At 41.0% G+C, this 13,738-nt stretch carries 9 protein-coding genes; 2 read left to right on the forward strand and 7 right to left on the reverse strand.

The features are described 5' to 3' along the window. Positions 1-262: 262 nt before the first annotated feature. Positions 263-3,028 (reverse strand): PAS domain S-box protein, encoded by a 2,766-nt coding sequence (locus HQN86_RS16130; protein ID WP_172661958.1) that lies wholly within the window; start codon positions 3,026-3,028, stop codon positions 263-265. 19 nt (positions 3,029-3,047) lie between these two features. Further along, positions 3,048-4,319, reverse strand: coding sequence for a serine hydroxymethyltransferase (glyA, locus tag HQN86_RS16135; RefSeq protein WP_172661959.1), 1,272 nt, complete (start codon positions 4,317-4,319; stop codon positions 3,048-3,050). 93 nt (positions 4,320-4,412) lie between these two features. On the opposite strand from glyA, the gene dxs reads away from it, so the two are divergent. After that, positions 4,413-6,341, forward strand: a complete 1,929-nt coding sequence (gene dxs, locus HQN86_RS16140; protein WP_172661960.1) for a 1-deoxy-D-xylulose-5-phosphate synthase — start codon at positions 4,413-4,415, stop codon at positions 6,339-6,341. Next, on the forward strand, positions 6,341-7,324 hold the full coding sequence (locus HQN86_RS16145) for a helix-turn-helix domain-containing protein (RefSeq protein WP_172661961.1): 984 nt from the start codon (positions 6,341-6,343) through the stop codon (positions 7,322-7,324). Before dxs ends, HQN86_RS16145 begins: the two co-directional genes overlap by 1 nt. A gap of 343 nt (positions 7,325-7,667) precedes the next feature. Here HQN86_RS16145 and HQN86_RS16150 read toward each other — a convergent pair whose 3' ends face one another. From HQN86_RS16150 to HQN86_RS16170, 5 genes are read right to left on the reverse strand one after another with little or no spacing between them, the layout of a single operon-like run. Then, positions 7,668-8,381 carry a DUF4397 domain-containing protein gene (locus HQN86_RS16150; RefSeq protein ID WP_172661962.1) on the reverse strand — a complete coding sequence of 238 codons (714 nt, stop codon included), beginning with the start codon at positions 8,379-8,381 and terminating at the stop codon, positions 7,668-7,670. Between the two features lie 16 nt (positions 8,382-8,397). Further along, positions 8,398-9,105: a LytR/AlgR family response regulator transcription factor gene (locus tag HQN86_RS16155; RefSeq protein WP_172661963.1), complete on the reverse strand. Its 708-nt coding sequence runs from the start codon at positions 9,103-9,105 to the stop codon at positions 8,398-8,400. After that, a complete protein-coding gene (locus tag HQN86_RS16160) occupies positions 9,106-10,137 on the reverse strand; it encodes a sensor histidine kinase (RefSeq protein WP_172661964.1) in 1,032 nt (343 codons plus the stop codon). It abuts the gene before it with no gap. Beyond that, complete coding sequence (locus HQN86_RS16165) at positions 10,137-10,934, reverse strand: DUF4249 family protein (protein ID WP_172661965.1); 798 nt, start codon at positions 10,932-10,934, stop codon at positions 10,137-10,139. Before HQN86_RS16165 ends, HQN86_RS16160 begins: the two co-directional genes overlap by 1 nt. Beyond that, positions 10,925-13,714 (reverse strand): TonB-dependent receptor, encoded by a 2,790-nt coding sequence (locus HQN86_RS16170; protein ID WP_172661966.1) that lies wholly within the window; start codon positions 13,712-13,714, stop codon positions 10,925-10,927. Before HQN86_RS16170 ends, HQN86_RS16165 begins: the two co-directional genes overlap by 10 nt. Between the last annotated feature and the right edge of the window lie 24 nt (positions 13,715-13,738).

Genomic DNA, 13,738 nt, shown 5'->3' on the forward strand with positions numbered 1-13,738 from the left:
AAAAACATCAATTATAACAATTTCAAGATAAGGTCGTTTATGTTAATGAGAGCGTTAATTTAGATGGTAAGGGTCGGTATTCTTAATAGAAATACCGGCCCTTTACTTTTTTCACTTTTTATTGTCAAATAAGTCTTTTATTTTTTGGCAATTAAGAAATAATTCGTTCCTTTGTTACGAGAGCGTTAATTTAAGGGTCGATAATTCCATGCAAATGGACTATCGGCCCTTTATCTTTTACAGCAAATCCAATTCAATTTTACTACTTAGAGAAGTTTATAGCGATAATATTCTTTATTTCTTCCGGCTTAAATGGCTTCAATATATGCCCATTCATCCCGCAAGCTTTGAACTTGCTATTTTCATCCTGAAGTGTAGATGCAGTAAGCGCAATTATAGGAATGGTTTTAAAATACTCATCATCCAGCTCCCTTATAATACTTGTGGTCTCAAACCCATCAATACCTGGCATTTGAATATCCATAAAAATAAGGTCAAAGGTTTTTGTCATTACCTTCTCAATGGCTTCCCTACCATTTCTGGCAAATTCAAGGTCAAATCCCCATTTACTAAGTATGCGGTTTGCAATCAGAATATTAATTTCATTATCATCAACAACCAATATCCTTTTTCCAATAAATGAGGCCGGCGGTTCTACTGATTTAACAAGTCCGGTCTTTTGTGTCGCTTTGCTAAATTGAATATCGAAAGAGAATTCGGTCCCTTTTCCTTCCTTGCTTTTTACTTTAATGTCCGACTTATATAACTTTAGCAGCTTTTTGGTAATTGCCAAACCAAGACCTGTGCCTCCATACTTCCGTGATATATCTGTTTTAGCCTGAGTAAATGTTTCAAAAATGTATGATTGCTTATCCTCAGGAATTCCAATACCATTATCCTTTACCACAAAGCGCATCACCACAGCTTCTTCATTTTCGCTGACAAGCTCAATCTTTAATTCTATCGTCCCATAATCTGTGAACTTAATTGCGTTTCCAAGTAAGTTCATCAGGATCTGATACAACCTGGTCTTATCCCCAAGAATATTCACCGGAATCTGATCATCACATGCCAATGTCAGCTTGTCCCCTTTTTGCGCGGCATTAATTTGTAAGGAGTTCACAATATCGCAGGCCAGGCTTTTAATGTCTAATGGTATAGCTTCCAGTTCCAGATTACCGGTTTCTATTTTTGTAAAATCCAGGATGTCGTTAATAATATGCAAAAGGTTTTCCGCAGAAAATTTAAGCACATTCAGATCTTCCAGCTGCGATGCCTTAGGATCATTATCTATCAGCAAATGGGTCATCCCAATAACTGCATTTAATGGGGTCCTGATCTCGTGGCTCATTACAGAAAGGAACATCTCCTTCGCCTCACTCAGCTGCAACGCCTGCTCTTTAGCCTCGAGCAACTCATGCTCTATTTGCTTACGCTGAGTGATATCCGAGATCAGATCAATCTGACGTTCAAGCGAACCCTTATCATTTATAATTGGGGTATTGGAAACCGAAAGCCAGATAGATTGGCTGTCCTTGGTTTTGGCTTGTACCTCTATCTCATAAGATTCATTTTTCAGTGACTTTGCCCGGGAGCTTAAGATCAGCTCTTTATGCGCTTCGTCTTTAGAAAGCACATCGCCCAGTTCCTTGCCCTTCAGCTCGGCCAAAGAATAACCGGTTAACTTTTTAAGGGATTGGTTTATCCAGGTCGTTTTGCCTTCGGCATCTGAGATGTTAACTCCAGTATTGGTTTTACTGGCTACCAAAGACAGTACCTGCAGTTCTTCTTCTGCCTTTTTCTTTTCAGTAATGTCTATAATGATCTCCACCTCCATATCAACCTTTCCTTTATCATCCAGCACCACTGTATTGTAAATAGACAACCAAATGGGTTGTCCGTCTTTTCTATACGAAAGGAGGTCTACCGTAAAAGACCTGTTTTGTTTGATCAGGAGCCTTGCTTTTTTCAATAGCTCCAAATCCGTTTTGGGGCCAATGATCAAATCACCCAGGCGCTTCCCCTTCAAATCATTGATGGTAAATCCCGTGATCTTTTCAAAGGCATCGTTCACCCAGGTTACATGGTTATTGGCATCGCTGATCACCACCGCATTATTGATCTTACTGGCTACAAAAGACAGCCTTACCAACTCACTCTCTACCCGTTTATTTTCGGTGATGTCTCTTCCATAGGTATACCAGCGTCCCTGGCGGGCCACCATATTCCAGCTCAGCCAACGCAACTGGCCATGCTTGCTCTTTACCCTGAATTCTACATTGAATTCTTTAACCTTTTTCTTTAGTCCTTCTTCAATAATTTCCACCAACCTGCTGATGTCTTCTTTATTGCAAAACTTCCAAATACTTAGTCCTATAGATTCGGGAACCGTATAACCAAGTATACTGGTTACCGCATCATTTATAAACAGGATTTTACCTGAGTAATCTAAAATACAATGAATCTCTGGCGAAACTGTCGAAAGATTTAGCAGTTCCTCAAAACGCTTGGTTTTGGCTTCCAGCTCTATTGTTTTTTTTCTTAAAGTAATATGGGTAATGGTTTCATTGGCAAGTGTTACCAAACCATCTTTCTGGTCATTGGTTAAGCATCGTGAGACTACATCAAACACTGCAATAACACCTATTTTAAAACCATTTTCATCCAGAAGGGGTGCGCCTGCATAGAAACGGACACCGGGTTTACCGGTAACCATAGGATGATCTTTAAATCTTTTATCGGTTAAAGTATCCTGTATTTCAAGTATCTCATTTCCTTTAATGGTTTCTGCACTAAAAGACACCTCCTTTGAAACGTCTCCATTGCCGATACCGATAAAGGATTTCAAAAAGAGCCGGCTTTCATCAACCAGAACAATAACCGCAATAGGTGCATTACATATTAAAGTAGCAAGCTTGGTAATATTGTCGAACTTCTCCTCTGAAGGGGTGTCCAAAATATTATACTCATGCAATACTTTAATACGCTCGCTTTCACTGGCAGACGAATCCCGGCTCTTCGATAACATTTAATTTATAACTCCCTTTCTATTTATATAGGGGGAACTTGCTTACCAATTCAATTACCTTTTGTTTTACCTGCTTAAGGTTATTTTCGTCCTCAGCGTTGGTAATTACCTGGTCAATCAGATCAACAATAAGTTCCATTTCTTTTTCTTTAAATCCTCTTGTAGTTATAGCAGCAGTTCCTACGCGTATACCCGAAGTAACAAATGGAGATTTATCATCAAAAGGAACCATATTTTTATTTACTGTAATGTCGGCTTTTTCAAGTGCATTTTCAGCAAGCTTCCCTGTGATATTTTTATTTCTTAAATCAATCAGCATCAGGTGGTTATCAGTTCCACCAGAAATAATTCCGTAACCTCTTGATACAAATGCTTTTGCCATTGCCTGTGCATTTGCCTGTACTTGTTTAACGTAGGCTAAATAATCGTCACTCAAAGCTTCACCAAAAGCAATTGCTTTTGCAGCGATAATGTGCTCTAAAGGACCACCTTGTGTACCCGGGAAAACAGCCATATCCAATACTGACGACATCATTCTGATTTCGCCTTTAGGTGTTTTTAAACCAAACGGGTTTTCAAAATCCTTACCCATCATAATCATACCGCCACGTGGGCCACGTAATGTTTTATGTGTAGTTGTGGTAACGATATGGCAATGAGGAAGCGGGTTGGTTAATAATCCGCGGGCAATAAGACCTGCCGGATGAGAAATATCTGCCATTACCAATGCGCCAATTTTATCAGCTACACTGCGTACAAAAGCATAATCCCACTCTCTTGAATAAGCAGAAGCACCAACAATGATTAATTTTGGACGTTCAGCTAAAGCTAATTCTTCAAGTTTAGCATAATCAATTAAACCATCTTCTTTTTTAACTCCGTAAAATAACGGATGATACAATTTTCCTGAAAAGTTAACCGGAGAACCATGAGTTAAGTGACCACCATGAGAAAGATCAAATCCTAAAATCTTATCTCCGGGTTGAATTACCGCAAGCATTACAGCAGCGTTTGCCTGTGCACCAGAATGTGGTTGTACATTCACCCATTCCGCACCAAAAAGTTTCTTTGCGCGTTCAATAGCAATGGTTTCCACCTCATCTACTACCTGGCATCCACCATAATATCTTTTGCCCGGAAGGCCTTCAGCATATTTATTTGTTAAACAAGAACCAGCGGCTTCCATTACCTGTTTGCTTACAAAATTTTCTGAAGCTATCAGTTCAAGTCCATTTTCCTGACGGTCCAATTCCCTGTCAATCAAATCAAAAATTAAAGTATCTCTAGTCATTTATCGAAGTATATTTTTGTAAAATTAGCAATTTTCCTTCTTACTTTGATAACAAAATACCTTACTTTGTATTTCTATTGATAAAACCCCTGCATGGAAGATATTAACGGTCCATTACTACCCAACATAAACTATCCTACTGATTTAAAGCAGTATAAGGAACAAGACCTTGAACAAATTTGCAAGGAACTTCGTCAATATATTATAGATGTGGTTAGTGTAAATGGTGGACATTTTGGTGCCAGTCTTGGCGTTGTTGAGCTTACAGTAGCCTTACATTACGCATTAAACACCCCATACGATAAATTAGTCTGGGACGTTGGACATCAGGCTTACGGACACAAAATTCTTACCGGACGCAGGTCAGTTTTTCATACCAACCGGATATTAAACGGCATTAGTGGCTTCCCAAAAATCAGTGAAAGCGAATATGATACTTTTGGTGTAGGCCACTCTTCTACATCCATCTCAGCAGCTTTGGGCATGGCCGTAGCTTCGCACTATAAAGGAGAAACCGATCGTCAGCACGTTGCAGTGATTGGAGATGGTGCCATGACCGCCGGATTGGCATTCGAAGGATTAAATCATGCCGGTATTGAAAATTCAAACCTGTTAGTGATACTGAACGACAACTGCATGTCTATCGATCCTAACGTTGGTGCACTAAAAGAATATTTAACAAACATTACTACCTCAAAATCTTACAACCGCTTCCGCGATGACATTTCTAATGTGCTTATTAAGCTTTCTGAGCTTGGACCTAATGCGCATAAGTTTGTCAAGAAAATTGAGAAAAGTATAAAAGGTACGCTGCTTAAACAAAGTAATTTGTTCGAAGCGCTGAACTTCAGATATTTCGGCCCGGTTGATGGTCACGATGTGGTCCGCCTAACCCAGGTCATTAAAGATTTAAAAGAGATCCCCGGCCCTAAGCTTTTACATTGTGTAACCGTAAAAGGAAAAGGCTTTGCCCTGGCAGAGAAAGATCAAACAAAGTGGCATGCACCTGGCCTTTTCGATAAAATTACCGGAGAGATAAAAAAATCTGTTCCTGATAAACCACAACCTCCAAAATATCAGGATGTTTTTGGCCATACTTTGGTTGAGCTGGCTGAAGCCAATAAAAAAATTGTAGGTGTAACTCCCGCTATGCCATCCGGATCTTCAATGAACATCATGATGAAGGCAATGCCTGCCCGTGCGTTTGATGTGGGTATTGCAGAACAGCATGCCGTTACTTTTTCCGCAGGATTGGCCACTCAGGGGCTTATTCCATTTTGTAACATCTACTCAAGCTTTATGCAAAGAGCTTATGATCAAGTCATTCATGATGTTGCAATACAAAACTTAAATGTTATTTTTTGTCTGGATCGCGCAGGTTTGGCAGGTGCCGATGGTGCCACACACCATGGTGCTTATGATCTGGCCTATATGCGTTCTATTCCTCACATGACGGTTGCTGCCCCAATGAACGAGGAAGAACTACGTAATTTAATGTATACCGCACAGCAAGACAATATGGGGCCTTTTTCCATACGTTATCCCAGAGGAAACGGCGTTATTGTCGACTGGAAACGTCCGCTAAAAGCATTAGAAGTAGGAAAAGGCAGAAAAATCTGTGACGGCGAAGATGTCGCCATACTTACCATTGGTCACGTGGGTAACTTTGCGGTAGATGCATGCAAAGAATTGAATAGTGAAGGTATACATCCTGCACATTACGACCTTCGCTTTGCCAAACCTTTAGACCAGGCCATGCTTCATGATGTATTTAAAAGATACAAACACATCATAACAATTGAAGATGGGTGTGTGCAAGGTGGCGTGGGGAGTGCAATACTTGAATTCATGGCCGACAATGCCTACAATGCTCAGGTAATCCGTTTAGGTATTCCTGATGACTTTATTGAACATGGTGAGCAGGCCGAATTATGGGCTTTATGTGGTTATGACACAGCAGCAATTATTAATACCGTAAAAAAGATTGCCGTAAGCAGAACTACAAAAACAATGGCCTCCTAATGCCAAATGCCTCAGCGTTAAGGCATCAACCATTTGTAAAGCCAGATCCAGAGTTAATGGATCTGGTCATCAATCATCTTTCTTCCTATCACCCACTTCCCAAAGCACTCGAAAACGAAATTAAAGCATGTTTGTTTGATGTACGGGCTAAAAAAAATGAATACCTGCTTAAGCAGGGCGAAACGAGCGAATACTTATATCTCATCATTAAAGGTTTGGTAGTTGGTTATACCACACTTAAAAATAAAAAACTTACTACTTATATCTGCCTGGAGGGTGAATCTGTTTCAGCTATAAAAGGAATGTACGGCGACGGGCCCTCCGGCGAAAGTATTTACGCTGTAGAGGATTCTCATCTCATCGGCTTGCCCATACATAACCTGCTGCAGTGGCTTCAAACCTCATTTGAACTGAACATCATCATCAGAAAAATAGTCGAATCCTTTTACAAATCTGCACACCAGCGGTCCAATCTGGTAAGAATGGGGTCAGCCCAGGAGAAATATGAATTCTACCTCAGCACAACAAATCATAATATACAGAGAATTCCCCCTCAATATATTGCTGATCTGCTGGATATAAAGCCCGAAACACTCCATAAGATTTTGAAAAAGGCGAAACAGCCAAATGAGGCTTCAGTACAAACTTATTTTGAGTTAATTGAAGATTACATGAGGAATCAGGAGGCATTTAAACAGCATGGCTTAACCCTGCCCAAGATGGCAGCCGACCTAAGGGTACCCACCCATCAGCTCTCACATGTATTAAATTTTCATTACAAAAAGAGTTTCACTGCCTTTGTAAATCACTACAGGGTTGATTATGTCAGAAGCAAGTTGCAAAACACCTCTGCATGGCAACACCTTACCATAGAGGCTTTAGGAAAAGAAGGTGGCTTCTCCTCAAGAAGTGCCTTTTTCGCTGAGTTTAAGTCACATACCGGTATGACGCCTTCTGAGTATGCCAAGTCCCGACAAAATTAAGTCCTGCATTATAAATCAGGACTTAATTCTCTTTCCTTTCCTTGCCCACCGATAACCTATTGATTATATTTGTTAATAATAAATAAACTTATTTATACCGAATAATTAAGTTCAACGATAATTTTATTGCGTCCAAGAAATGGAAACCTCAGAAATCACCTGGTTAAATGCCAACAAAACCTACAAAAAATGCCCCTATTGCAAACAAGGAGACTTAGATTCGAGAGTTAAAAGAGGCACTTTAGTTAAATCATTTTTATTTTGGCTTGACCTGAAAAGATACGCATGCGGATCATGTGGCCGTAAGGTTTACATGGTTGGCAAAAACGAAAAATAGTACGTCTTATTTGTGGGTGTATATTTGCAATTTAAATGATTCCTCTACATCATTCGGTTGTACCAATCCTATCGCCATAACTGTGTAGTACTGCCCCGCTGTTAAAACAGTACTGCTCAAAGTGCCCATGACTGTTCCTTCAGCAGCATTCTTTGTATCAAAAGAATAAGTTCCCGGGGTAATTTCCGTAAAACTGCTAACCGCTTTATAAGATTTGTCAGTAACCAGATTTGTCGTATCATTATTCAAAGACAGATCAAGCGCAGGGGCATCGGGCGATAAGTTTACAAATCTTATAAAAGCCTTTTCAGTGGAATAAGCATCAGGCGTATCTGAAATCAACAGCCCATCCATGTTCTCGTTTTTGTTAATTACAAAAAAAGAATAGGCCTTATTGGCCTCTATTGCTATCGTTTTGCTCAGCAGCGCCGTTAGGTCGCTTTCTGCAGTAAACTTTAGGGTATGGTCTCCTTCAGTCAGGGTAGCATATGGAATTACACCTCCAAATGGCAAAGCGCCCTCAATTACTTTTGTCCCATCCAGATAGGCATTATAAGTAGCCAGGGTAGGCGATGCATTGATAATCGTTAATGAGGAAAGGCCCGTGGTGTCCGCCGCTTCTTTTTTGCAGGAACTGAATAACATGATAGCCAGGGTAATCATCAAAAAAACAAACAATACATCCAGACCTTTATTGGTCTCATTTTTAAAAATATTCATAAGAGTTTATTAAAATTTATAGATTTTTTCCATTAACATATGCCTGCAGCGCATGGCGGTATCCCTCGCCAATGGGTATTTCGGTACCAGCAATAATCACCTGTGTCTTTTGTATAGATTCAATCTTTTCCAGAGAAATGATGTATGATTTATGAATGCGCATAAACCTTCCCGAGCTTAACTTTTCCTCTACCCCCTTCAGCCCCATCCTGGTAATTACCTGTTTGCCATCCTGTATATTGATCCGCACATAATCTTTAAGGCCTTCAATAAAAGTGATGTCTTGCATCCTCACCTTAACAAGGGAATAATTTGCATTTACAAATACATGATCATTTTCCGGTTGAGCCGGTTTAGGCTTTACCTGCCTCACCTGATAAAGTTCTCGTGCTTTTTCAACTGCTTTAAAAAATCTCGAAAACGGCACCGGTTTCACCAGATAATCCACCACATCCAGATTAAATCCGTCTAATGCATGTTCGGGATAAGCAGTCACCATAATCACCATTGGAGGTTGTTTCAACGAGCGCAACAACTCTAAACCGTTTATGCCCGGCATCTGAATATCCAGGAACAGCAGGTCTATCTGTTGCGCCTTTATCAGATCAAATAACTGCATCGGACCGCGGATAGAAGCAACCACATTTAGATAGGGTATTTGCCGTACATTATCTTCCAGCAGCTTCAGCGCCGGGCTTTCATCATCAATTAATATACAATTCATTTATAAGTTGATTTGAAGTTTAGCTACGTAGGTATTATCGGTTTCTTCTATTTTTAATGCATGGTTCTGAGGGTAAATCAGCTCCAGCCGCCTGCGCACATTGGCCAGTCCAATTCCCGAATCCCTTTTATCTGATGTTGATGGCCAGGTTCTTACCGGCGCAATCCCGTTCATTACTTCCATATAAAGCTTACTGGATTCAACGGCAATCGAAACATCTATTATCGGATCAGGAAGCATCCCTATCCCGTGTTTAAAGGCATTTTCTACAAAGGGGATTAAAAGCATCGGTTCAATCCTATATTCATCAGTTATCCCCGATAGGTAAAGGTTTACCTGAATATCATCGCCAAACCTTAGTAATTGCAAGTTGATGTAGTTCTTCAGGTATTCTGCTTCTTCTGTAAGTGTGATCTTGCCTTCGTCACTATCATAAAGCATATAGCGCATTAATTGCGACAAACTGATTAGCGAGGGTTCTATCAGTTCCGGTTTCTTTCTCGACATATAAACCAGCGTATTCAGCACATTGAACATAAAATGCGGGCTGATCTGAGAGGATAAAAATTCCAGCTCGGTTTTCAGTTGAATGTTTTCAAGTTCCTTTATATGTTTATCACGAATGACCTTATTCATATAAAGACGGTAACTGAAGCTAACCACAATCACAAAAGTGAAGGGCAATACATTCATGAAGGGTTTCGGATGGGCCATCCGCCGATCCGCAAACCTGGGCATTTCAGGATGCAAAAAGTGATTTGCCAGCATAAACAAAAGCAAGGTCACAACCAGCAGCAGCACATAAAAATACATGCCATTCTTTTTTTCTCTTATCGGATAAATCACAAAACTGTGTACATAGAAAATGATCATGAGCAAAATATTAGAAAGGAACAGGTTTTTAAGCATGTCATTTCTAAATTCTGGCGGGGCGCCTCCAAATCTCGATAGAAATGGCAAACTCAGTACCAGCAACCAAATGAGCAAGGGGGCCATAGCGCTTATTAAGCGCCAGTATTTCGAATTCTTCATTACTGATACACCCGTAATTTTAAACTGTCAGCCTGCATGGAGGTAAAAATGCCCAGCCCATTCACAATGTTGGTATAAGGGTTGGTCAGGTTTAATGAACTGCCGCCATTGTTATTTAAAGCATCGCTATATTCTTTATTGATATGAAACAGCAGCACCCAGTAATTACCCAGGTAATTAAAGGTCATCTGCTGGGTCTGAAAGGACGAAACCTGTCCCAGAATCACTTCGGTGTCTCTGTATGAACCGTTATTTCTCGGATTTGTGCTTGTCCTGCTGGTCTCCGTATTCTTCAGCACCATCATATAATGTCCGCCGGTAGTATTGTTCCAGCTCAGGGTTATCGGAACAAAAGTCGCAGGCGTTGTTCCAAAATCCATTACCGGTACTTTTTGAAGCGAATCAGAAGTCACAAAGCCTGTAGGTTTATCAGGCACCGTAGTTTCGGAGCTGATCGTTTTATTGTTATACTCAAAACTGAGTGAATAGGTCTTATGTTCAGTTATAAAAGTCGTATCACTGTAAACGTAGTTTCCATCGGTACGCTCCGAGAGTTCAACTGTTTTGGCACCGTCTGATATTTTTAGCTTTAAATCGGTAAGGGGAAAACCCAATGAGATGGTATCATCAAGGTATTTTTGATAATAAACCTTCACAAGGACCGATTTTCCGGGTACCAGGTAACCTTCTACCACGGGTCTGGAATAATCATCATCTAATGTGCTGTCCTTTTTGCAGGAGCATATAAAAAAAGTGGCAAATGCAACGGCAAGTAGGGTAGGTATCTTTATTTCCATTTTAAGCTTAGTGTAATATTAGGGGTGAAACCAAGGTAATTTACATTAGAGGTAAGCACCTGATTGTTTACGATTGAGTATTGTTTATACCAAATGTTTGATCTGTTATAGATGTTGAAGAGCGAAAACCCGATACTCCCGGTTTTGCGGCTGTCAATTTTTATCAGATCATAGGTAACCGAAGCATCTAACCTGTGGTAGGCCGGCATGCGGGCCCCGTTTTTCTCGCTAATGGTTAAGAAAGTGTGGCTTCTGCCGGAATAATCATTAACCGTATAGCTGGTCAAGGGCGCAGTATAAGGCTTACCTGTGGCATAGATCCAGGTTGCAGAAAAGGTCCATTTACCGTTATGATAAACGTTAACCAGCTTAATTTCATGGCCGGTGTCCTGATTTGCAGGGAACTCTCCCCCATACACCTCAAAATTATTTACTGCCTTTGAGAGGGTATAACTCAGCCAGCCGGTGTATTTGCCGTGTGTTTTTTGCAATAAAAACTCAACTCCTTTTGTATAGCCGGTCCCATTGTAAAAATGTTCTTCCAGTGTCCCCGCCGACCCCATCCTCCTGCCAGTTTGTCTTTGCGAATATTCACTCAGGTTATCCAGGCTTTTGTAATAACCCTCTACATCAATCAGGAACTGGTCTGTTTCATAACTAAATCCGGCTATGTAATGCAGGGCAGAGCTTACCGGAATAGTACTTCCGTTAGAAAGCACCCAGAAATCTCTGCTGCCTGCCAGAATATCTTCTTTAATTACCCGGTTTGTAAACTGATAGAATTTTCCGGTTGAGCCTTTAAGTGTAAAGCGATCTGTAAGCGTATAAGTTGCCGAAAACCGGGGTTCCAGATATACTTTTCCCGTAAGGTCATAATAGGTACTGCGCAAACTCGGATTCAACTGCAACTTACTTACGGGATTAATCTCCAGTTCGGCATACCCGCCACTGGTAAGCGCTTTGGTATGCTGGTTAATCAAGGTACTGGTATCATTTAAACTGTTCTGGTAAGAAACATTTTGTCTGGATGCAAATCCGCCAAACAACACCTTTAATTTACCCGCAGCCTGCCATTCCCAGTCAGATTTCAAACTAAAGTCTTTAAGGTTGTTCTTTTCAAATGTCCCTGTCGAGATTTCCTGGTCAACCCCTTCGCTATCCTGAACGGTTATGGTATTGCTGTTGTCTCTGTCACTATGATAGCTCGAATAACTGAGCAACGTATTGGAATATAACCTGGAGTTCCATCGGCTCGACCACTTCAAGCTCGATCCCAGGTTGCCATAAGTTGTTTTATCGGTTGAGCTGATACTACCACCGCCCGACAAGAACGAAGGCAATGCGACATCCCTGCTGTTGTCAAGGTTATCATTTCCCTGGTAAATACTCCACGAAAACCTGTTCTTGTCATCCGGCGCATAGGTATATTTGGCATTCAGGTCATAAAAAGACGACGAGGGTACGGTAGCAGTTGTAGCACCTCCGCCAAAACCTCCGCCTCCGCCACCCGGGGGGCCGCCTCCCATGCGTCCACCCCCTGGTCCGGAAGCAACAGTTGTGCTGCTGTTGAATTTATTGAAGATCTTGTTATATAATGGTCCCTGATAGGAGTGCCTGTAAGCCAGCAACAGCGTTGATTTACTGTTGATCGGTTTTTCCAAAAACACATTCGCACTGAGTAAGCTCAGATCTCCGGCAATATTGGTTTCTTTATTATTCCCTTCTTTGCCTACTATATCGGTAACACTTGATAATCGCCCGCCATATTTTGCGGAGAAACCTCCCTTATACAAAGTCACATCTTTAACGGCATTACTGTTAAATGCACTGAAAAATCCATACAGGTGATCAACCTGGTAAACCGTAAAACCATCAAAAAGCACCAGGTTTTGGTCAGGAGTCCCTCCCCTTACATATGCGCCCGACGAAGATTCATTACTGGCACTAATACCCGGCATGAGCTGAAATGACCTGAGGATATCCTTTTCTCCAATGTTAGGGAGTTCTTCAAGTTTTGACGGAGAAATCTGCAGTACACTTACCCTTCGCTTGTCGGTACTCATCGCGTTGTCTCTCCTTTTATCGGTTATGGTTACCTCATTTAGTGATTTTACCGCCGGAAAAAGTTCTATAATAACTTCTGCTTTAATGTTCGCTTTATTTAATGCGTATACATCCGGGCGGTAACCGATATAGTTTATATCTAGTACACAGGTATCCGAAGGCACGTTTAAAAGTGTAAAATAACCATCGGCATTGGTCGCTGTACTGATACCCGTATGACGAACTTTTACAATTGCCGCAGGCAAAGATTCGCCACTGGCATTGTCTACCACCCTTCCTCTTATTTTAAATGGTTCCATCTTACTGCTTTCTACTTCTTCTGCCTTCAGCAACGCTGTTTGGTTTAACGGCACTTCTTTAAACACCGATTTATCACCGGCTATCTTTTTTAAACGGCCCACATCTTCCGGCTTGCGGATGATGTAAATGTTCTGATCCGGATCCAGCCAGTAATACAATTTATTCTCCCGGCAAATCTTTCCCAGCACATCCTTTACCGGTTCATTCAGGTAACGGTCTGTTACCATATAATCTTTAAGCATCTCAGGTTCATAAATGATCCTGGTCTGGCATTTCAACGAAAGGGTATCCAGCATCCTTGCCATAGGCAGGCTGTAAAAACCATCAATTGTGGCCTGCGTTTTTAGCGGGCGCTGCGCCCAAGCACTAATGCTCATGACGCCTGTAAATCCAAGTAATAGTAAAATTCGCTTCATATTCTGGAAGCGAATTTTATAAAT

The organism is Pedobacter panaciterrae (genome assembly GCF_013204795.1).
Lineage (GTDB): Bacteria > Bacteroidota > Bacteroidia > Sphingobacteriales > Sphingobacteriaceae > Pedobacter > Pedobacter panaciterrae.